The organism is Hungatella sp., assembly GCF_046966825.1.
The window spans coordinates 1-22292 of the sequence record NZ_JBKVCZ010000109.1; the positions used below are offsets into that span (position 1 = coordinate 1).

At 45.2% G+C, this 22292-nt stretch carries 23 protein-coding genes and 1 pseudogene; all 24 read right to left on the reverse strand.

Annotated elements, in window-relative coordinates; all coding sequences use genetic code 11:
• Window positions 1-330: 330 nt before the first annotated feature.
• The 24 genes and pseudogenes from ACLTD4_RS25040 to ACLTD4_RS25155 all read right to left on the reverse strand — a co-directional run bounded on the left by ACLTD4_RS25040 (window position 331) and on the right by ACLTD4_RS25155 (window position 22158).
• Window positions 331-594: a helix-turn-helix domain-containing protein gene (locus ACLTD4_RS25040; RefSeq protein ID WP_002593789.1), complete on the reverse strand. Its 264-nt coding sequence runs from the start codon at window positions 592-594 to the stop codon at window positions 331-333.
• A gap of 15 nt (window positions 595-609) precedes the next feature.
• A complete protein-coding gene (locus tag ACLTD4_RS25045; RefSeq protein ID WP_055650621.1) occupies window positions 610-2388 on the reverse strand; it encodes a VirD4-like conjugal transfer protein, CD1115 family in 1779 nt (592 codons plus the stop codon).
• Window positions 2389-2442: 54 nt separating this feature from the next.
• Entirely contained in the window at window positions 2443-3381 is a 939-nt protein-coding gene (locus ACLTD4_RS25050; protein WP_055650620.1) for a DUF3991 and toprim domain-containing protein, read from the reverse strand.
• Window positions 3382-3395: 14 nt separating this feature from the next.
• Window positions 3396-6272 (reverse strand): MobP3 family relaxase, encoded by a 2877-nt coding sequence (mobP3, locus tag ACLTD4_RS25055; protein ID WP_055650619.1) that lies wholly within the window; start codon window positions 6270-6272, stop codon window positions 3396-3398.
• A 110-nt stretch (window positions 6273-6382) separates the two neighbouring features.
• Window positions 6383-6982, reverse strand: a complete 600-nt coding sequence (locus ACLTD4_RS25060; RefSeq protein WP_055650618.1) for an alpha/beta hydrolase — start codon at window positions 6980-6982, stop codon at window positions 6383-6385.
• A 24-nt stretch (window positions 6983-7006) separates the two neighbouring features.
• Window positions 7007-7327 carry a TfoX/Sxy family protein gene (locus ACLTD4_RS25065; RefSeq protein ID WP_055650617.1) on the reverse strand — a complete coding sequence of 107 codons (321 nt, stop codon included), beginning with the start codon at window positions 7325-7327 and terminating at the stop codon, window positions 7007-7009.
• A gap of 43 nt (window positions 7328-7370) precedes the next feature.
• Window positions 7371-7787, reverse strand: coding sequence for a YjdF family protein (locus ACLTD4_RS25070; RefSeq protein WP_055650616.1), 417 nt, complete (start codon window positions 7785-7787; stop codon window positions 7371-7373).
• Window positions 7788-7982: 195 nt separating this feature from the next.
• Window positions 7983-8402, reverse strand: a complete 420-nt coding sequence (locus tag ACLTD4_RS25075) for a nuclear transport factor 2 family protein (RefSeq protein WP_002593796.1) — start codon at window positions 8400-8402, stop codon at window positions 7983-7985.
• Window positions 8403-8558: 156 nt separating this feature from the next.
• The gene (locus ACLTD4_RS25080) at window positions 8559-8972 is read right to left on the reverse strand and encodes a CopG family ribbon-helix-helix protein (protein WP_055650615.1); all 414 of its coding nucleotides are present in this window, start codon (window positions 8970-8972) and stop codon (window positions 8559-8561) included.
• Window positions 8973-9378: 406 nt separating this feature from the next.
• Window positions 9379-9642 (reverse strand): DUF6103 family protein, encoded by a 264-nt coding sequence (locus ACLTD4_RS25085; protein WP_055650613.1) that lies wholly within the window; start codon window positions 9640-9642, stop codon window positions 9379-9381.
• 68 nt (window positions 9643-9710) lie between these two features.
• A complete protein-coding gene (locus ACLTD4_RS25090; protein ID WP_055650612.1) occupies window positions 9711-9989 on the reverse strand; it encodes a hypothetical protein in 279 nt (92 codons plus the stop codon).
• 113 nt (window positions 9990-10102) lie between these two features.
• The gene (locus tag ACLTD4_RS25095) at window positions 10103-11128 is read right to left on the reverse strand and encodes a C40 family peptidase (protein WP_055650611.1); all 1026 of its coding nucleotides are present in this window, start codon (window positions 11126-11128) and stop codon (window positions 10103-10105) included.
• A 66-nt stretch (window positions 11129-11194) separates the two neighbouring features.
• A complete protein-coding gene (locus ACLTD4_RS25100; protein ID WP_055650697.1) occupies window positions 11195-11647 on the reverse strand; it encodes a gamma-glutamylcyclotransferase family protein in 453 nt (150 codons plus the stop codon).
• A 71-nt stretch (window positions 11648-11718) separates the two neighbouring features.
• Entirely contained in the window at window positions 11719-12762 is a 1044-nt protein-coding gene (locus ACLTD4_RS25105; RefSeq protein ID WP_055650610.1) for an amidoligase family protein, read from the reverse strand.
• Between the two features lie 15 nt (window positions 12763-12777).
• The gene (locus ACLTD4_RS25110) at window positions 12778-14607 is read right to left on the reverse strand and encodes a VirB4 family type IV secretion system protein (RefSeq protein ID WP_055650609.1); all 1830 of its coding nucleotides are present in this window, start codon (window positions 14605-14607) and stop codon (window positions 12778-12780) included.
• A gap of 17 nt (window positions 14608-14624) precedes the next feature.
• Window positions 14625-15224: a hypothetical protein gene (locus tag ACLTD4_RS25115; RefSeq protein WP_055650608.1), complete on the reverse strand. Its 600-nt coding sequence runs from the start codon at window positions 15222-15224 to the stop codon at window positions 14625-14627.
• Window positions 15221-15481, reverse strand: coding sequence for a hypothetical protein (locus ACLTD4_RS25120; RefSeq protein ID WP_055650607.1), 261 nt, complete (start codon window positions 15479-15481; stop codon window positions 15221-15223). The genes ACLTD4_RS25115 and ACLTD4_RS25120 overlap by 4 nt, the downstream gene beginning before the upstream one ends.
• 68 nt (window positions 15482-15549) lie before the next feature.
• Entirely contained in the window at window positions 15550-15900 is a 351-nt protein-coding gene (locus ACLTD4_RS25125) for a hypothetical protein (RefSeq protein ID WP_055650606.1), read from the reverse strand.
• Between the two features lie 110 nt (window positions 15901-16010).
• Entirely contained in the window at window positions 16011-17735 is a 1725-nt protein-coding gene (gene dcm, locus ACLTD4_RS25130) for a DNA (cytosine-5-)-methyltransferase (protein WP_172594668.1), read from the reverse strand.
• Window positions 17732-18106: a DUF4406 domain-containing protein gene (locus ACLTD4_RS25135; RefSeq protein WP_055650605.1), complete on the reverse strand. Its 375-nt coding sequence runs from the start codon at window positions 18104-18106 to the stop codon at window positions 17732-17734. Before ACLTD4_RS25135 ends, dcm begins: the two co-directional genes overlap by 4 nt.
• A 15-nt stretch (window positions 18107-18121) precedes the next feature.
• Complete coding sequence (locus tag ACLTD4_RS25140) at window positions 18122-19024, reverse strand: conjugal transfer protein TrbL family protein (RefSeq protein WP_008400385.1); 903 nt, start codon at window positions 19022-19024, stop codon at window positions 18122-18124.
• 17 nt (window positions 19025-19041) lie between these two features.
• Window positions 19042-20061, reverse strand: coding sequence for a DUF4259 domain-containing protein (locus ACLTD4_RS25145; RefSeq protein WP_081034907.1), 1020 nt, complete (start codon window positions 20059-20061; stop codon window positions 19042-19044).
• A gap of 10 nt (window positions 20062-20071) precedes the next feature.
• Window positions 20072-20407 carry a DUF3852 domain-containing protein gene (locus ACLTD4_RS25150; RefSeq protein ID WP_002593811.1) on the reverse strand — a complete coding sequence of 112 codons (336 nt, stop codon included), beginning with the start codon at window positions 20405-20407 and terminating at the stop codon, window positions 20072-20074.
• Between the two features lie 46 nt (window positions 20408-20453).
• A pseudogene (locus tag ACLTD4_RS25155) lies at window positions 20454-22158 on the reverse strand (hypothetical protein).
• Window positions 22159-22292 lie beyond the last annotated feature (134 nt).

Below are 22292 nucleotides of genomic sequence, written 5' to 3' on the forward strand. Positions count from 1 at the left end.
ACAACCAAAATATTTTTTTCGTATCTTAAAGCAGCAAATTGCTGTCCAATATATTGATTCATCGCAGCACCCTTTTTGTTCACATAGCATTGTTTTTTATTATACCACATATTGTTTTATTCGGAAATATTTTTCTTACCCTAAGTTGTTTTATATTCACCAAAAATTGATACGCATTAACCTCACACTCACCTTCTTTTTTTATAAATAACTGTCTAATTTTTTCTCTGATTATTATAGTTCTTCAAGTGATACCTTCTCTTCATATGTCATATTGCCATATCCCATATGCCACCAAGAAAACAAACTGATCCCTTGGTGGCGTATCTTCTAGCTGCTGTCTATCAGCGTATATAAAAGACTGCTTTTTCCTCCGTTTTCACGCCACCTCTGTTCCTTTTTTATAAGCCCAGCCTTTACCAGATCCTGAATCGCCCGTTCTACAGTTCTCCGTGATAGGTTTAATTCCTTTGCGATAGTGCCAATCGCAGGATAGCATTGTCCGTCTGTATTACTCCGATCCTTCAAATACATATACACAGCTTTAGCCCGATGAGGCAGATCTGAAGAATAAATTTTAGAAAAATAAGCCATCTGTTCTCCTCTCTGCTAATCGGTTCTAAGAGGTGGTCTTCGAGTAGCTGCCTTATGCTGTTTTTCCTTCCCTGTCTCTCCATGAGCCTTTCCCCCTAAAAACGAAGCCTCCTCCAACTTTCCGCTTTCAACAGATCCCCTCCATAAGTCTTCCTCATCAAAATCAGACCGCCTTACTATTTCCTCCTCCAATTCCAATCGGTCAGCATATACAACCTCTCTTGCTGCCTGTTCCGGGACTTCATAAACCTCCTCAAACCGGATACCCCATTTAAAAAACAAAGGAAGCCTTGTTTTCATAGGGCATACCCCTGTCTTAGCAAGAATGAAATTTCCTTTTGGCAAGGTCTTTAACTCCTCCGGCGCCATTAATGGTCTGCTCATCATCTGCAGGCTCTGGCTGGGGTCATTTTTTCCTCTGGATATAGAACCAGACAACACTGTTCTGTTTCCCAATGCTTTTGATAAAATTTCTGCGCTCTCTGAGTTTGGTGCAAAACCTCCAAACAAAATATCCTGGCAGTTATCGATGATAATACTGGAACCTTCTTTTCCATAATTCTTTTCCAACTGCGCAAAGCTTTGAATGATAGGAACCATGCTGATCCGTCTGGAACGGCCTGCGGAAAACATCATCTCCATGGATTCAATTTTTGGTATGGTTCCGATTTCATCCGCAAACATCATGACTCTGTTGGGTAGCTTTCCTCCATGTTCATCTGCAATCGACAACATTTCCCGGTAAAGCTGCTGTAAAAACAGGGATACCATAAAATACTTCGTGTTATCCTCTTCCGGCAGCACAATAAAAATTGCTGACTTTTCCCTACAGAATGTTTCCGTGTCCAAGGTACTCTCAAAGCACAGGATCTGTTCCATTTCAGAATCCAGAAACGCATTCAATCTGGACATGGTTGTGGATAGCACAGAGGCCATTGCCTGATCCGCAGAATTTAAAGCTGCTCCTGCAAACCACTTCGCCTTGTGAGTAGGTGGCAGCTTATCCATAAGTAACTGGAACAGGCTCCGGTTCTTCACTGGGGATGGCGCCAGAAGATCCTGAATCAGCTTGAACACAGAAATGATATGGCGTTTCTCTGGCGGGCAATACTCTGCAATCAACAGAATCACAGAAGTCAGCAAACCTTCTGCTGCATCATAGAAAAAAGCATTTTGTCCATAACTGCTGGCAGAAGCCCCTTCAGAGCAGATGATTGTTTTAGCTGTAATTTTCGCATACTTCTCTGCTCTTGCCTTTGCTGCCAGATTTTCAGGATTCTTTAAATACTCATCCATGTATTTATTAACCAGCGTCAGGATATTGTTGCCATCAGAACGGGTGGGATTTCGTAAATCCAGAATGGAAATCCGATAGCCATAATATTCCTTGGCTATACCTGCATAATTACGAAACAGATCGCCCTTCGTGTCTGTGGTGAGGAAACTCATTCCAGAAGCACAGGCATATTCGATATTAGGGTATAAGAAGTTTGCGGTCTTACCCACTCCTGCTGCCCCGATCATGAGACAGTGAATATCTCCACTGTCTACCAGTGCTGTGATGGAATTTCCTTTCTTTTTGTATCCAACTACCAGCCCCTGCTCTTTTGGTAGATGCTTTCCTGCTCTCCATTGCTCCGGTTCATATGGTACATGAGCATACGTTTCCCGTATTTCCTTTTCCGTTGCAAACCGTGCAGTTCCATACTGCCCGTCTCCTACCGTTCTCGATTTAATTCCGTTTAAGGTATAATGATTTGATATCATTACCAGACTGCCGATTACAGCGAACATCCCCAAACCTATACAAATAAATATAATGACTCCCTGTATCCTACTCCCCTCCTCTCACATCATCTGTATAACTGTCTGCTGTCTGTTCATATATTCCGGCGGTGGCTTCTTCAGCTCTTGAAGATCCTCATTCCAATCCTTAAGATTTGAAAAAAGCGAGAATACCATATGGTATCCCCGCTCAGACAGGTTTTTCTTTATCCGTTCCCTTGCCTGGATTCCCGCCTTATCATGATCCAGACATAAAGCAATTTGGGAGATGTGCGGTGCATCATTCAAAAGCTGCATCAATGCATGTTCTGCCACCCCACAGAGTGCCACATAACTATGATCCATCCACCCCTTTTGATACATGGAAATAAAAGACAGCATATCAATCGGTGCCTCAAATACATACACGGTATTACTCTTCCCAATCCAACGAAAACTGTACCTTGGATCACATCCTTCTACATTCCCCTTAAATGGTTGTCCCTTCTGACAGGTTCCACTTTTATGTGCATGGCGTGGAATTCCATCTGAATCAAAACCCACAAACACAACATTATGATATTTGACATCTTCATAAATCATGTGTTTTCCTGCAAATACAGATACTACTTTAGGATCCACACACCTTGTCTTTATCAGATACGCAAAAGCACGGTGCATGGTCTGGTTCGCCTCTGGAAGTACGAATGGCTTTTTCGGTTCTAGTTGCTGATTCGCGCTTTCCCGGTATGCAACTCCCTGTTCTCCGCCAAGTAGCATTGTAACTGCGTCCGGAAAGCTCTGGTTATAAAACATCCGCACAAAGTCAATGGCACATCCTCCCTTTTCTGTCGCGTGATCATACCATCGATTTCCCCTCACTGTAATACTGTGATCACTGGCCAGGCGCTTTTCTCTTCCAGAACGAAGCAGCTTTTCCCCCTGCCTGGAAAGAAAATCTTCCAGATCCACCGCATTGGCCCTCTGTTTCTGTTCTTCCGTAAAATAAACAAATTCTCCCATGCCATCCTCCTTCGTCAATAAATACCTTGTGCTGGCTCCTGATCCTCCCTATGATGTCCTTGAGCCTGCTTTTTCTCTGACAGTTTCCTGCGTCGTTTCCGGTCAATCTGATACCGCTTCATTTCCATTGGTCTCTGTGCTTCTTCGCAAAACAGCTTTTCCAGATGATGAAGCAGTCTGGTTGCTGCCAGAAATAAGGACGGATCCTGATATGCATCCAGATGTTCCAGTAAAAAACTGGCATACAGATTTCCTTGTTCTGCCGATGCTGTTAGATATTCCACTGCCTTTTCCCGATCACGGGAAACATCTCTGCCACAGAGATATAACTTTCCCAACACATACTGAGCATACTGGTTTCCTTTTTCCGCACATAATCCCAGGTAATGTACTGCTGTTTCCACATTTTTCGTTACATGTTCTCCTGAAAGATATAACTTCCCTAACTGATAAAAGGCCCATTCATTTTTCTGCTCCGCTGCCTGTTGAAGCCATTTCATTGCCACTTCCACTTGAGGAGAAAACACTTCCCCCTTGAGATATAGCATTCCAAGCCGATACTGCGCATATGGATTTCCTTTTTCCGCTGACAGGCTGAGCCACTTCACAGCCGCTTCCACATCCTTCGGTATTTTCTCCCCCAAAAGCAACAAACATCCCATCCGATATGCAGCATATTCATTTCCAAGTTCTGCTGCAGCGCGGAACCATTTCATGGCCTGATCCATATCTTTATTAAAATACACACCATCCTGGTATAATTTCCCCAACACATACTGGGCGGCTGAGTGCTCTGCATTTGCTGCTTTTGTAAGCCATTCCACTGCCTGGCCGCTGTCTCCACTTCCCGTTTCCAGCCAGAGTGTTCCAAGTGCATACTGAGCATTGATATTCCCCAGCTTTGCAGACTTTTCCCAATACCTGGCCGCCCCCTCATCATCTTTGCTGGTTCCCGTTCCAGTATGAAGCATCTGACCAATCCGGTACTGGAGTTTATCATCATGACTTTTTTCTTCCAGAACCACAAAACCGGAATACGCATTCTGAAATCTCCACTCTGCCTGGTGTAAATCCGGCTCTGTACCAAAACCATCCCTATACATCTTCGCCAGTTCCAGGCTGGCATAAGGATTCCCCTGCTCTGCTGAACTCATATATAGAGAAAACGCCCGTATATCATTTTGCTCCACCCCCCGGCCCCGCCGGTAAAGCCCAGCCAGAGAATACTGGGCATACTTATGATCCATTGCAGCCGCCTGGGAAAACCAGTGTGCCGCCTTTTCATAATTTTGTTCTGCTCCCAAACCAGAAGCATACATTTTCCCAATACGATATTGCAGATATGGTTTCTCCTTTTTCTTTACGGATTCTTCTCTTACAAGAAATGCTTCCAATGCTTTCTCATACCATTTCTGTGCCAGCCCCACATCCGCATCCCGTCCCAAGCCATCCGCAAACATTCGACCAAGGTCGTGCATGGCAAACCCATTCCCCTGCTCTGCTTCCTGAAGGAACTTCTGATATGCCTTTTCAAAATCCTGCAATGTAGAATCGCTGCCATACAAATAATTCCTAGCCTGTATATATCCATCTGTCCACCAGTTGGAACTGGATTTTTCTTTTCTGCCATTAGGAAAAAGCTCTTGCTTGAGTTCCTCCACCGCATAGTCCGAATCTAGTTCCCCTGTCAGCTCTGCTACCGGATCTGGTTCTTGTATAAAAAAATCGTCCTTTGGTTCTGAGTATCCATCTTCATTCTCTTCAAACAAAAAATGATGACTGCCAAGCCTCAATGCTTCTGCAATCACCATATTTTTGATACTTTTTAATTTAGGCTGTTTTGATAAAGGCGGTAATTCTTCCGTCTGTTTTCGGTAGGTCTTCACAATCTCATCCTCCCATAGCCCCCATTCCCGGTACAGGGCAGACACCCGGTCATCTTTCTCCAACTTGTCTACGATGTGATCGACCAGATCCTTCACATCTCTCTTCAGGTAGCCATAAACCTTTTTCCCACCTGTATTCTGCAGCCGTTTAGAAAGCTGCATCATACTGGTTTCAATTTCCGAACTCTTAAGCGTCCCCGCCCGTATTTCATCTATCCATGTCTTCATTACAACTTCCGACCGTTCCTTTAAATCCATACGAGACTGCGCCTGTTCCTCATAAATATTTGCAAAATCCTGACGGAAAATATCATGCGCCAGCTCAGAACGCATGGCCTCAATCGACTGCTTTGTCAGATACCCTTCTCCATCTTTTACTGAGTACACCAATAGATGAACATGGGGATGATGGCTTTCATTATGAAATGCAGCGTACCATTTCAGATTGGCGCTGTCAATTTTCATATGCTTACACAGCATTGCCCGTTTGGAACGCAGCAATGCCATCCACTGAACAGCACTGTCATACCCTAACCGGGCTGCATCCTCGCGCCGAAGGGAAATCACATGGGTCCACACAATTCCCTTGTGATCTGCCACTTGATTCTGCACCTGTCCAAGAACCACCGGTTCTCCCTCATCTGTAAACAGACCATGCTCACCAATCTTTTCTACACGGGGACGATGCGCCAGATAATCCACATAATTTTTTCGCGTCGCTGCTATATCAAGATTTTGTTCCAATACACAGGAAATAAATTCCGAGGCATTTTCGATTGTTGGTTTTCTTTGATAATCTTCATACTCCAGCATTTCTTTTGTCGCCGGAAAATCCTGCAGGAGCTGATGCACTAACTTCTTTTGACTCACCGTTGCTGGGAGGTGCTTTTTACTTGTATCAATTTTCTCTACCCCTTTCCGCGTTCCAATGTAATGGACATAATTTTCTTTCTGAGATGGTTTTGCATCTTTTAAATATCGGGAAGTAAAAATAAGTTTTGCCATGTTACTCCTTTTTAGAAAGCAAAAAGGAACCTATGGCTTATCACACACCATGGCTCCTTTTACTTTTTATCACATCTTCTTCCGTTACATAGTTTCAACATTTGAACATATCATGTACATTGCTTGATCCAGTCAGAAAGAAAGTCCATCTGCTCTTTCGTATGAAACCAGTGCTCCCCGTTTTCCATAACTGTAAGTGTTGCTCCGATTCTATCTGCAAACTCAGCTATTGTTTCATACGATGTCAAGTTATCCTTTTCTCCATACAGAATGTGCGTTGGAACAGTCCAAGTAACAGGATGCTCCCTCACATAACAAAGATAAGCCCAGGAAAGTGTTTCCCCAAAGGATGTCGGGATTTCTTTCTGTTTCTGCAAATCATCTTCGGTCACATTCGCCCACTGCATCATATTCCGAATCAATCTTTCCATATCTACAACCGGAGAAATAAAGTATGCCTTCTCTATTTTGCTGTCTGCCAAAGCACTCATAGCAAAGAAAGCACCAATGCTGTTCGCAATCACTGTTACTGTTTCATATGTTCCGCATAGGTTATCAAACAATCTGGGGAACTCTTTTTTCGCTTCCCAAGGTAACTGTGAGGAATAGTCAAAACCAATTACATCATATTCTTCAAAGAGCGCTTTATAATACTCTGCCTCTTTCGGATTTCCACCTTTACCATGTATATACAAAATTGCCTTGTCCATTTATTTGTTTTCCCTTCGCAATACCTATTTTTTCTTTTTGGGTTTGGGCAGCGGCAGTTCATCATACATCGCGTGGAACAGTCCTGTCAAAAATTCTTTCTGATCAACCTCCTCTACCAGCAGCATCTCTTTTGCTCCCTCATAAGGTACTTCATATACCGGATCTGTCATATAGGCAATTGCTGACTTTGTGGGTTTTACAAGCAGTCTGTCATCATAAATGCCTCCTATGATCTTGCCACGATAATAAATAATAAATTCTCCCATCATAGTCCGATATGTAATTTCATCCAACTCGGACAGCTGCTCTAAAACAAATTGTAAATAATTTTTACTTGATGCCATCATTTACCTCAAACCAAATTTTGTGTAAGAATACATTACATTCTTAATGCCCTCGATGTTTCTCTTTTTTCTTTTTTTGTTTTAAATCAAACATTTTTTTCTCTTCTGCCAATTTGTCTTCCCGGCTTTTAGACTTACGCTGCTGTTTCCTTTGTTCCTGCTGCAGCTTTAGTGCTTGTTGAGATTTTGTTCCAGCGCCCCTATCCAACATTTGTTTATGAATTTCACGCTGGAGCTTCTTTGGGTTTTTTGTTAGTTCCTTTTCAGTAACCTCCACAGATGGACTAAATTGCAAACGATCATATTCCTTTAGCACAAACTCCCATATCTCATAGTCCTTTGGTTCAGTTCCAAATGTTACTTTGGAAACGGAAAGTTTCCCATTTTCAACTCTCTCAAAAATACCTACCCAAAATGGTTCCTCAAAAAACACTGTCAGCTTGCCTGTCCTTATACTCATGGCAATCCCTCCTTAATGATTGAAATGAGCAAAGAATGGACAACCCGGAGGGGCAGGTTACTTACCCTGATATACAGGACGGCCGGGCTACCTACCGGCTCTGGTATGCATCACTGCATACGTTGCGTTTTTATCTTTACTTTTATAATCAAGCCTCCTCGGCCAGATTAACACATATAATTTTTCTGTTTCTGATTAAAACCAACTAGTCTTTTCATCTCTAAATTTAGGCGTATCACTATCCTCATAAGGATTATAATTGTTTAAGTTACATCCAAACTCCTTTAATGATTTTATTTTATTATCTGCTGTCCATACAATCAAGGACATTCCGTCAAATTCCTCTATATTCCCATTATTCATTTCATTTTTAAAATACCACTCTACAACCGTCTGGTTATCTTTATGAAAGAACTGCTTGATCTTCCACTCCATCACCTTGCCACGTGTATTCCATTCATTAAACCAATGTTTTACAACTTGACGGTTATTATATTTTGGACTCCAGCTTTCAGTATAAATCACGTCTTCCGCAAAAATGTCATCCATACCAAGATCCTGTTGTGTAAGCCACATTTTGAACCATAGTTGAATGATTTGTTCTCTCTCATTCAAAATTCTACACCTCGATTCATTTCTTAGTATATTATAATCGATGAGTTATTGTATCGTAAAGGACAAATCTATTTTTTATCTCTTCTGAAAATTCATCACACAACTAGAGGGAAGTACAAATAAATTCTCTTTCCATCGTTTCCTTTCCAACAATATCTACACATCCCGCTTTTGATAATGATACGCATCTTCAAACTTCACAGTTCCATTGATCCGTCTCACTTCATCAACACATTTTACGTGCAGCCTGTTTAAAGATTCTTCATCCACATCATGGGTGTAGGCAATTACCTGTGAGAGCTTGGACAATTCCACTGCTATCTTAAAGTCCATCCTGGCCAGACGGTTCTCACTATCCTGAACGGTTCCCGTAAGCACAGAAGTCAGTGACTGCAAAAAATAATTTTCTGCTTTTCCTGCAAGAAGATACCCCATATAGAATTTAAGTGCTTCTGCTACAAATTCGTTTCTGGAACGCACATTGGCAGTCTCCAACAACCCGTCTACCTGTTCTAATATAGCTTTTTCAATATAAATCCCAACACGGACTTTCGCATTTTCGCTCCCCATCATTCCCTCCTTACCAGGTATTCACAAAATCTCTCTCATTTCCTCCAAAATCCTGCCACTTTCAAAAATCCAGCACCATTCTTTCGACCGCCTTTTCCAAAAGTATTCAAACCAGATTTCCCGAACGGCTTTGCCGGTCGGTGTTTTCCAGGGGTGGGCTGCCAAAAGCAGCATACCCCCTTTAACCTGCACACGTTTCGACCCTGCCAACCACTCAAGAATCCCGTATCCCCACGTGTTCTTGCTGTTTCCATAACCTTCTCTCACATTTGCCCAACACTGCTTAAAATCCTCGTATGGGTACCACGATGCCACCTAGCTGTCCAAAGCCCGACACAGGGGCACACAGGGGGCTACACGGGGATGTCATGGATGACTGGGGATTCTATTTTCTTGTTTCTGGTTATCATACGATTTCTGATTCTTCCAGCTGGGACTCCTCCCGTCTCGCAGTCCGATCAGCTCTACGGGTACGTTCTCTGGCGGATATTTCTCTTGCCACCTTGTCATCAATATATTCACGGGTTGCCTGCGGGACATATTTTTCATACAGTTTCTGTACTGTATCATTTAATTCCCCCTGAAGATCGGTGTCCCTTTTTTCCATGTGGAACTTTAACGCATCCAATTTTTCTGTGTTAAAACTGACATTGATCGTAGTATTTCTCATTTCAAATCTCCTTTTCTTTCAGAAAGCAAATCAGGCGGCTGCTCACACAGCCGCCCGATCTCGTTTCATCAGGTTCTTAAATAGTGGATTAGTTCAATGGCATCTGCAAGACCTGCCTTATAATACCTCAGACGCTCCTGTTCCGGTATATCCATTTTAGCCATAAGCTGGTCATCCAACCATTGCCGGTCATCCTCTGAAAGGCTATTGAGAATTCGATCCGTGCGGAGGACATGTTCCTTGGTCTCTGTGCAATAAGCGGGAACCTTGTCCTCTTCACTTTTTCTCTTCAGCTCCAGAACTCGTTCTTCGATTACCTGATTTAACTGATCCATAATCTCATCCATCGGTTACTTCCCTCCTTTCAGCCACACACAATACCGAACTTTTTTCTAAAAGTCGATATCACATATCCATAAACTGTCCAGGCAAATCTGCACAAATTTCATTTTTAGCTGCCTCATTCCGGAATAGTTGCCAGCCTTCCAAAAGCATACAGATGGCTGTTCCAGTAAGGAGAAGTAAGGTCCGCATAGCCAATAGGCGAACCACAATGCAACATCCTAGAGCCTCCAACATAAATCCCCACATGGCTGACCGCCCCTGCAGATGCATAAGTTCCCGTAAAAAACACCAAATCTCCGGGTCTAGCTTCCTCTCTTGACACAATCGCACACTGGTCATAAATCCCCTGAGCTGTTGTTCGGGAAAGGTGATACACCCCGGATCTCGTGTAGACCCAACAGATATATCCACTGCAGTCGAAACTGGTATCTGGAGAACTACCGCCCCATACATAGGGATAACCAATATAACGGGTTGCCTCTGCCATCAGCGCGGAAAAACTCCCATCTCCCATAGCCTGTCCTGGAGGAAGACCATTTCCACCTGGTACACTCACACCGTATTTTGCCAGCATATAGATGCGCTGTACATTCGTTTTATCTTCCAGAGAAACCTCCTGGTTTAATTCTGCAGCAAGATTTCCGTAGACCAGATTCAGGCTTTGGATTGGAATTGCAACTGTATAGGTTTCTCCCTCTTCACCCTCCCTCTCCTCATACTCTGCAAAACAATCTGCGAATGCCCGATAGTCCCCCTCATCCATCCGAGGGTGCTCCTTACCAAAAAACAGGGCATAAAAAATCGCTTTTACCTGGTAGGGATCTACTTCTTCGGCTTCTGCCATACCATTGATTTCATTTAACACCCCATCCAGTTTTTCAAAACTGTCCTGCATATTTTCGATGTACATCCGATACTCTGCAGGCACCTTTGAGGACAAATACCCTCCATGAAAGGACAGCTGGACAGCAGAAATGTTATGGTCTACAGTCCCAGAAAGCGTGCACATAATCATGGTGACAATTAAAATAACAGGGGTCACTAATGCTGCAATAACAGAAAAAACCACAGTCCGCCCATTCCAGTCAGATAGGGTAAGCGCTACCAGTTTTGCTGTCACAGCGGCAGCTGAGACGGCCATAAAATCACTCCTTCCACACTTTTTATCGAGATATTCATCTGACGCATCAGGATTTATTTCATTCCATCATAGCCCCCCCATATGAAACAGGCTCTGCTGATAGAAGTCTCCCTCTCTTTCCTGTTTCTGTACAAGCTGATAAGCATGTTCGATTGCGTCCTCCAGAAACTGGGTTTCAAACCCTGCCGTTTCGTACCCTTGCCAGATTACATTGGCATAATGGTCAGAGGGAATTCCAAATGAATGCCCTGGTGTCATCACATAAACCATGGCCGGAACAGTTTTTCCATCCAGCTCAACCTCCAGCATCTGCTTCCCGTACAAATTGGGATACCCTTCATAAAGATCCAGCGATACCTCATCTCTGTTTTGGATCTCCCAGATCAGCACCGGCACAGTACTCCCTTCTTTAGGTTCTACGGTTGCCACAGCTCCCCTGCGACCTCCCCGAAATAACAGTTCATAATCTTTTAACTCACTCTTTCCTACTACCTTCGCAGTCGGACAACGAAATGCCATCTGCTCCAGATTCAGATTGCTCCCATAGGCAATATAAAGTCTTTGTTTTCCTTTCAATTTGCTTCCTCCTGTCACATTCGCATACAAAAAGCCGGGGATTCCTGTGCTTCCCCAGCTGATTCTAATTCCTCAATTGGATGAATGGTTTCCTGTCTCTGGATCCGTTCTGCCAATTCCTTCTCCCGCTTCTGTCGCATTCTTTCCTTTTGTGCTTCCGCCTGAGCCGGATCCTTCCAGGCAATACAGCCCGGCAGATTTGCCAGCAGATGCTGACGAGCTGTGGCGAATTCCTCTCCATTTAATCCCAGCCGTAAAAGCCAGGTGCGGAATGTATACTTCTCATTGCTGGTCTGAGTTTTTCTTCTGCTAGCGCAGGACTGATTCAGCGCTTGGGCGCCAATCGCCAGACAAAACTGGATATAGGCCTTAATCTTGCCTGCATGAAGCGTCCCATTGAACAGACGAAATTCCACAGTTCCTTTCTGAAAAACAGAATGAAGGTTCAGACAATGATAGCGGCTATCATCATAATGTGCATTCCTCCGGCTCTCTCCGTTGTACCAGATTCGCTCTACAGCTTCCATGCTTCTTGGCTTTCTCCGATTTAACTCCTCCAAAAACCTCTGTTCCACTGGCTGGCACCATTGGTGCTGCCGCTCCACAGACACTCCCAGGGCTTTATAAATCAGATCTTCCTTGGATGCCATGATATTGGTAATATTTCGGAGGGTTCTGGCATCAAACGGTTCCGCATTGATATGCACATGGATCCCGCAGCTTCCGTTCGTCAGGGCACCGTATTCTTTCAGCTTTCGGATGATTTCCTGAATCGTCACAATATCCTCATAACGACAGATGGGACTTACCATCTCCGTCTGGTATTCTCTTCCCGCACTTATCTTTCTTCCATTCAATTTCTGCTGTGCAGTTATGCTGCTGTCACTCATAAACTTCCATTGACGCCCTTCTGTGTCAATGGCTGCATAAGTGTCATAATAGGTTCCCAGATATTTCACTCTGGTCCCAAAATACCCTGCTGTTACTTCTGCCGCTTTCGCACGGGTGATGCCGGTCATCTCAATCTCAATGCCGAATTTCTGCTCCTTTAACTCCATTCACAGCCTCTCCTTTTAGCGTCCTCCCGCCTTTCCGAATAGCTTCGCCTTATGCTCCGGTGCATGGACCATCAGGTTGTACCGCTCATTTCCACATTTATACAGGCATACTCCCCGCTGCGGATAGCGGATCAGGTTATACTCACTATCCTCCAGCTGCAGGGTATCCGTATAAAATTTGGCATCAATGCTTCCAGCATTGAACAGGAACTGATGGGTCGGAATGGAAAACAGTGGCTTTGTATATTCTTTCACTCCATCCAGATTAAAATCTTCCAGGTTCTGGCTGGCTATGATAACTGCCGAATCTTTCTTTCGCACACGCTTCATAAAGTTCCGGACATACTCCACAGCAGTTAAGTTGGAGAGGAACAGATAGAACTCATCCAGACTTGCTGCCGTATTGCCCTGCGTCAACAGCTCATCGCTCATAAAGGAAAGCACATTAAAGAGCAGAGCATCTTTTAAATTCCTGCTGGCCTGCAAAAGCCCTTTTACCCCAAAAGTAATAAAGCTGTCATCGGTAATATTGGTATGTCCGTTAAAGAACTTGCTCTCAGCTCCCACACACATAGAATTCAGCCCAAGAAGAATACTCTGAAGCATTTCTGCTGTATAAAGCTGTCTTCTGTTTTCGTCAAATCCCTGATATTCTTCCTCAATGAACGCATAAAGATCGGAGAGAACTGGGTAATCCTCCGCAGCTAGGCATTCAAAATCACTTTCGTCTGTAATCCCCCATCTGGTATATAACTTCTGTAGCATGATCTCAATCACATCGATTTCCCTGTCGGAAAAATCCTTGTAGCTTCGGAAAAAGTCCTTTAAGAAACTGATATGCTGGGATAATCTGGACCGGATGCGAAAGGTCTGAGGTGCATCCAGATCCTCCGGGCTTCCTGCTTCGTCCCAGGTTTTCGGTTCCAGAGGGTTGATAATAAACTCCCCGCCCATTAAGTCGATAAAACACCCTCCCAGATTATTGGTCAGATCTTCATACTCCATTTCCGGATCCAGAGCGCAGATATGCATTCCGGACTCTCTTAAATTTGTCAGCAGCAATTTAAGCAGATAGCTTTTTCCCTGTCCACTGTTTCCCAGAATCAGGATATTGGCATTCGTCTTATCATCTGCTCTCCGGTTAAAATCCACCAGTACATTACTTCCAAATTTATCTCTCCCAATATAGAACCCATGAGGATCCGTCTTTCCTGAATAGTTAAAGGGATACAGATTCGCCACACTGCTGGCCGGAAGCACTCTCTCAAACTGATCCTTAAACAGGTTATAACCGCTTGGCATTACACACCGGAACCCCTGTTGTTGACGGAGGATCAGTCGGTCTACATTCAATTTTGACCGGATCAGTTCCGTTAGTACTTCTGTTTGAAGAAGCTTCAAATGCTCCAGATCATGGGCACACAACTCCAGATATACTGCCGTATGGAGGAGGGGTTCTCGGTTGCGGTGCATCTGGGCTACGATGGTAGTTACATCCTGTAAATTACTTTCAGCCAAAACAGTCTGCTGTAAATCACTGGTATTGCTCCGATCCATCCGGTTTTTGTTGGCTGCATTACTGATGATCTTCCGCTCCTCAACGGGTGTCACATGACGGGTATAGATCCGCAAGGTTACACCATCTTTCTCCCCTAAATGTGAGAGAATTGCCTGCTCTTCCGTAGCAGTCGGGTACTCCCGCAGTGCCCAGACACAACGATAGGTGTTACCACAAATAAAATGATCTGTTTCAAATTTAATGACAGACGGGGCAATCATATCCAGAAATTCCTGGATACGCACATTATCTTCCCTGTCATCAACTGCTGTTCTTCCTTTTTTCAAGTCATCTCCTCCTCACTCTAAATCTCTGGTATGATCCACCGCTCCCCGTCAAAGTCTTCAAACTTCTCTGTGGTCACGTTCTGCTCATAGTAAACAGCCAGGATACGTTTGATATCCTCTTTATCTGCCCGTTTAACAGAAAAACTCTGTTCCTTCAGGGATTTTTCAATCCTGGAAAGGTACGGAAAAATATCCGATTCCTTTTCATCTTTTAACCGCAGCATAATCAGAAATTCACGGGCTGTCGCCATCTGCACCTGAATCCGGTCCAGATGGGTCTGATCCTGTTCCAAAAGATGGCGTATGACTGGATTCTCTTCCTGTTCCATCTGACTTTTCAGAAACCGCTTGTTGTCTTCAAAGCTTTCCCTGCTGTTTAGACACAGCATCTCAATCTCTGCCACTCCTTTTAGTACAGTCATAAGAGCATAGATTCTTGCCCCGACACTAGATTCGGACAAAACAGAAATATTCGTTGGTTTTACAATAAAATACACCAGCTCCCCCTGTCCGTAGGTCACCAGACTGTAGTCTGTAATCTCCTTTGCACCAATGAACTGCCGTGTGGAGAGGCGCTTCTCTGCCTCTTTTTTCGCTTTTCTTTTCTCCCTGCTCATTCATACCTCCACTCAAAAAATTGCTGACGCATAAAAAAATACGCACAGGCATACCGGATAAAATCCAGAATGCTGGTATCGTGGGAGCGGATCGTCAGAAATCCATATACCCCTGTCAGAACACAAGGGAACATAAATCCCGCCTGCGTAGCTGCTAAAATGGAGACCAATCCGCAAATACCAAGAATCCCAATGTCCCGAAGCTGCCATAACCAAAGTGTTGCTTTTGATTTCAAATGGTCCGGATAAATATACAACCGATCACCTCCAAATAATAACCGCCGGCATGATGAAGCTCTGCCGGCGGTATGTTCGATCCTTCCTCTTATTCAGTTTCCTCAAGTTCTGCCTTTCCCTCTGTCTCCTGCATCTCTCCAGATACTAAATGTTCTTCCTGCGAAAGTACATCTTCAATCAGTCCGATCACAAATTCTTTCTGGCTCTGTCCTGTCTTTTTGAGGTATTTTTTTAACCTCTGAAAAAACTCCTCTGATACCTGAAATGCCAATGTCCTGGTTCCGTTTGCCATCTCTCTTTCTCCCTTCTCAAAGTGGTCTTTTAGAATCCGTTCCATATACTCGTTCAGCTTGATTCCCCATTCTTCCTGTTCTTCCCGCACTTTCTTATGCAGGGATTCTGGAATCATGGCGCATAAATTTTTCTTACGCTCTTCCATTTGACTCTCCTTTCCTCGTTTTTACAAGCCAAGTATATCCATAAAGAGATGAGATAGCTATGACGATACCCAACAAAGATTACCTGAAAACGGAAGCAGAACTACCAATCTTATGGTTCTTTCTCCTCCTTCATCTTCCGCAAAAAATAAGCGATACCACGGAGAACAAAATCCACACACGGTATCGCTACGCTATTCCCAAGAGCTTTGTAACGGGCACTATCCGAGGCACCAGGGATATCTGTCCAGTGATCCGGAAAACCCTGTAACCGTTCACACTCCAAAGGCGTCAGCCTCCGGATCAGTCTCCGGTTCTCAACAATACATTTATCTTCGCTGACATATTGATTATTAATCCCCTTATGATCTGTATATCCAATGGTTCCTACCGTATTCTGATACGGCTCACACACCAGATCCGTAGCATCCTTATGCTGTCTGGCGCTCTGAGTCGCTGTTACCCGATTTTGCAGAAATTCATCACTTCTCTGGCGGCTGAACACTGCATGACGGTCTGCACTCGTAAGAGTATAGGATATATCCGGCTGGCATCCCAGACCATTTCCTCCATTTTGTACTTCTCGATCAATGATATTTCCGGCAATACAATAACTCTCCGGCATATCTGAGACCAGTGGGACATTGTTTCCTCCTGTTCCATACCGGTCTGACATGGTAGGGGCCACCTCATGCGGACCTGTATATCTGGCATCAATCCCGTGATTCTCAAACAGAATCTGCTGATTGTTCCCGCCGGTTTCTGCCTCCTCTGTAAGAGCTGGATCCGGAGTTTTCTCTGTCCCAGCACCCCCCTGCTGGATGCCCATCACCAGAGGCGGATGACCACTCATCCCTGCCCGCAGGGTTGCTGTTACATCGACCGAAACATCCATACGCTCTCCTCCTTGGTCATTGAGGCTCAGACACTCTTCTTCTTTTTCTGCACTTTCAAACTTCCTCATCCCCTCTGCCACAAAGGTCTGCATCTGCATATTGGTCGTTGCCATCAAAGCTCCGGATATTCCGTTGAGGTTGATCGTTTCTTCCCTCTGATTAATATGAAACGCAAAAATATCCACCTCTTTTTCCTCTGCTACTCTACTCCCGCCTGAATCCGCAGAGCTATTTCCAGCTGTGGTGGTAACTCCTTTCCCCTGACCTTGGCCCTCCGCAGGATCCCCAAGCAGGCGTTCTTGCTCAAATAATATCTTTGGTGCGGTGAGTCCTCCAAAATCTGCGACAAGGAAGATTCTACGGCGGCGCTGGGCGACTCCCCAGTATTGAGCATCCAAGACTCTCCAAGCCAGGCTGAATTGATCTCCCAAAATGGCAGCCCCAGCAGATTCCCAGCGCCCGGTGTCAGGTCGAGGCACATGACAGGTACTGTCCTTGATATGGACAATCTCCTCGATGACCGCCCGGAAATCTTCTCCATTTGCGGAGCTGAATGCTCCAGGGACATTTTCCCAAACGAGGTATCGAGGTCGAATAAAGTCATCTGATACCCCTCGTCTTTCATCCTCTGCTCTCATCTCCTTTACTATGCGTACCTGGTCCATAAACAGACCGGAGCGCTCCCCTGCCAATCCTTTCCGTAATCCGGCTACTGACAAATCCTGACAGGGGCTGCCTCCGCAGATTACATCCACAGGCGGCAATTTTGCTCCATCCAGTTTTGTAATGTCCCCTACATGGAGCATATCTGGAAACCGGAGTTTGGTTACCCTCATGGGAAACGGTTCTATCTCACTGGCCCATACCGGCACACCTCCACAGTGAACTGCCGCCAAAGGGAATCCTCCAATCCCGTCAAACAGGCTCCCCAGTGTCATCATCCGCCCATCTCCATTCCCTTTTGTATCGGTGCTTCACATAGTTCCCATCCAATCTCCTGTTCGCTGACCCGTCTAAGCGGAATCTGAAGCTGCCTTGCTGTACGGATTTCCTGTTCCATTCCTGAAGACAGTTCACTTCCACACACCCAGACTTCCTCACACACCTTCAAAATCCGAAGCCCCATATCTGTTCCCAGCTTCCTCTCTTCTGGGACTCCATCATCCAGCATCTGCGGATATAGCAGATGGGAGGCAATTGGCGTAACCCCCTGGTTCATGGCATAACGACAGGCTGCCTTTGCAAATGCTACATTCCGCTCAACATCTCCAGAATACGGAGATGCAATATACACCAGTTTGTTGCGTTCCATCCTTCACCGTCCTCTCTACTTAGAAACCACTTGCACAACCGTCCTTGTTAGGTTCATAGCTCCCTGCGCTGCATAGACTGCTCCCATCACATTTGCTTTGGTTCCCGTTTCCAACCCAAACTGCCCCGCAATCCGCGGAATCTCACCTGCCGATAACATAAGTCCCAGACCAAGCAGTGCCTGATCCTTAACGACCATCAGACCTGCGATCAGGACCGTCGCCTGTAAAAAAGCGGTCAGGCACAGACCGATTACCTGCTTGCACCAGCCAACAAATCCATCAATATATCCCCTTGGCACACTGAATAAATAAAGGCTCCCTACTGCAATCTGGATCAGCAGGATCCCACCCCGTTTTAAGTTCGCAAAGAACACTTTGATTACCGCATAACCCATGAGGATCAAGAGAAAGATCATAAAAATCGGGCTGCTGATACTTCCGATTCCACCAAAAACTCCAGATGTGGCAGCTTCTTGCCAGGTAGCTGCATCCTGAAGAGACTGCACAATCCCTGCCGCAACTGTCCCAATATCTTCTCCCAATCCTGTAATACCGGCTGTAAAACTCCCCTGAAGTGAAATACTGAGCTTATAAAGTTCCACTGGAACAGTCGTAAACAGGCTGGCTGCCAGGAATCCTTTGATTACATTCAGGGCAGTATCGCGTATGCTTCCCCTGCCATTCTGATATTCAATTCCGCATTCAAAGGCTGCCACTACGATTCCCGTCACATAAAGTGCCCATGCCAGATAATAAAAAAGAAGCACAACAGACTGTACCCAGCTCATTTCGAACAGTTCAGCCCCCATGCTTCCCATCTGCATGAAAAAATCCCCCAGAAATCCAACAATCTGACCATACAGCCAGTCAATGATCTGTCCCAGAACCGTGTCTGCAACAAAATCCCAGATAAACAAGTTTTAACCACCTCCCCTTAACACATCTTCTGTCCCATTTGCATAGCTTCCTCCGGTTCCTGAAACACTTGCAGATAGGTCTTTACCGCTTCACTGAGTACTTTATAATCCTCTTTTCCGGGCTGATATACATACCAGCCGATCTCCTTTCCATAGGACCAGATATGGGGATTTACCCCGTCGCGGAAGTTGGGATTAGTCGTTTTTTTCAGACCCCACACATCTCCAAATTTCACAACCATGCTGTCGATCGTTCCTTCATTCCGATTCAAAAGGGTCACTTTCAATCGGTCATAATGATCCGCAACCATGCCTGTCTGAAAGTTGATTTTGACACGGATCTGATCCGTCAGCCTTCCATAACAACAATTCCCGACAAACCTTGGTTCTGAAAAGCTCGCTCCCGTTCCAAACATTTTTTTTAGTTCCCTTTCAAAAAATGTCATGCTTTCCTCCTCCGACCTATGTGGGTTCTCACGTTCTTCCCCTTCTTTCTTTCCTGCTATTTTTCCCGGTTCCGCCTTCTGGCAAATGCTTCCTGTCCATAATGCAACTGTTTCTCCCTCTCTTGTAAGCAGTTCATCCATCCTTCCAATCAGTTTTTCCATATGCGCCTGCCAGTGCTTCCAATCCCGTTCCTGAAACCAGCCGCCCCACAAAACTCCCGACTTCTCCTGCTCTTTTGCACATTTACGGCTGTAAAAAAGAGTTTCCGACAGATATTCCCTTACCCACTGAAGGGATTCTTTCGATGCTGTAAAAGAAGACAGGGAGGAAAACTTCTTATCCCCCTTGATTCCATCCAGTGCAGAAAAATCCTTCTCCTGGAATTTTACAATTAGTTCTGCCACTGCCATTGGGCTTGTATGAGACACCCCTTCTGACACTTCCGGAGGGGCATTCCAAGAATCTGCCTTCAGCCAGGCAAGCATCTGCCGGAGTTCTACATCCCCTTGTTCCGGAAGATGTTTCCGTATGAGACTGATGGCATCTAGTCCAGCATCGGACTCAAACGCAGTAATTCCCCAACATCCCATGATATACCTCCTAAATTCCAAGAATCTGCCAGATATAAAGCGGTGCAGTCAGTGTAAATACCAGACAGGCAAACAGAATTGCCGGTGCTGCCCATTCAAACTGCCCATGTTTCCGATAATCAAAGTATGCCGTTCCCAGTTTTCCAAAAAAGAACACGGCAAGGATCAGATCTATGGCTGGAAATACAACATGATCGACAACTGTTTTGATCTGTTGGGATGCCGTCTGCCAGGTTCCCTCAATCGCCCCGGCCACGTCCCCGGAAGCCGCATATGCCGGCATACAGATTAGGCTTGCGAAAACTGCGGCTGTACAAACAGATGTTATGATTTTCTTTGTTTTCATTAAAATGTTCCTCCTATTCCTGTGTAATTTCCTGCAAAAACTCCCCCTACTCTGGGTTCTGCGGTGCGATGTGCCAGTCACTCCATAGGTTTCCGTCAATGGTAATGGAATCGGTCAGATTCATGGAAAGCATCCCAGCCGGTGTCCAGCAATCCAACAACCATGTATACGGCGTATAGCTTCCATCCGGATACCAAATTGGTGTAAAATGCGTTCTCCTCTCATAGGTACTGTAACCATTTTTCTTAAACTCATGGGTCATATCATAGCCGCCATTCATCCGTTCCAAAAGCCTCCAAAACCTCTCATACTGAAATTCCGGAAAATAAGTCACCGCATTCTGCGCAGATGTCACTGCAGAACTCTGATTGGTGCTGACATGAGTTGTTACCTTTTCCTGGAATCCATAACCGGATTTCATCGTCCTTCCCGTAGCGGTAGGGGACTTTTCATCGGTTGTAATTCTCATATCTGCAGTCAGGCTTGCGGAGTATCGGTCCAGGTCAAACTCCCACCAGCCATGGTCACACCAGTACCCGTCATCATCCTCATCCCCGCTGTGCCATACCCAGTATTCCTCTCCACCATGGCCTCCACACACCCCAGGATGCAAAGGTTACTTCTGCATTGGAAGGAACCGAAGGTCTTGTAAACCCGTCATTCCGGTCATCCGCATTGGGATCTGGCGGTGGATTTTCATCCAGATCCACAACCTTGATGTGAAGAGTTCCTTTACTTATTCCTCCTCCGCCCCGCACACGGACGGTCATCGTCATAGTCTGAGGCTGCTCCGGTGTTGTCCAGCGGATCCAAGCCAGCTGACTGTCACCGGACGGATAATATACCTCTCCCACCTCGTAGCTTCTTCCTCCTACGGAAAATGTTACGGATACCGGATGATCCGGATCACTCTGTCCTCCGCGTACCTCTACTGCCGTAATCACTTCCGTGTTAGTCCTATACTCATAATCATAGGTCGTGATCTCCGGTTCCTCTGGTGGCACATCCCGAAACCGTACAATGCCAAGTCCCAGGGAACTTTTTATTTCACTGTTGGAACGGATTCCCGATGTAGGACCTCCCCAAGCCGGATATCCCAGATCCGGTGTTTCCAAAAACATAGAAAGTGGTAGATTCTGAAATGCCACTGTTGGAAGGACAGCACGAAGCCCACCACTTAACATCTCATCATAGAGCGCTGCCTCTGTTGCTGTAACTGCAATCAGGGTTCCTTGAAATTTAAGAAAACTGATCGGCTCCAATAAGAGCCTATACTCCCCTCCCACCAGTGTGTCAAAATCCATTCCAGTCAGTCCTGCAATGCTGCGCACCACCTGTTCATCTGTAAAATAACTTTTAATCTGCTCAATATTTGCCTGCCCCAGACTTTTCGAGCTGATGATTCTGGGTAGAGACTGTGCCGGATTTACATACTCATATGGATTGGTATCAATCATCAAAGCACTTCCTCTGGTATAAGACATTTTACTGACTTTCCCAAAGGAGTAGGCAATATTCGGATGCTTGTTTGTTAAGTCAATCGGTCTTGTTACCGGATCATGGCTCTCTGCCCGAATGACAGTAACCCGCACCCCTTCATTTCCCGGTGACCAGGAATTCTGACTGGTCCCCTGTCCCATACTTCCGCCTCCCCCATCAAGATTTCCGTCCCCTACTGCATAAACCTGGATGGAGAGTATCAAAGACAGTAAGATTGAGACTATGAAAAACACACATTTCTTCTGTTTCAAGTATCCTCCTTTCCAACCACAGGAAGCCTTGTTTCCTTCCCTGGTATCTGGGAAAAGAAAAAACACCACATTGATGTGGTGCTCAGACTGTAGACAACTAGCCTCCTAATAGGAGGCGGTTGTCTTTTTTCTTT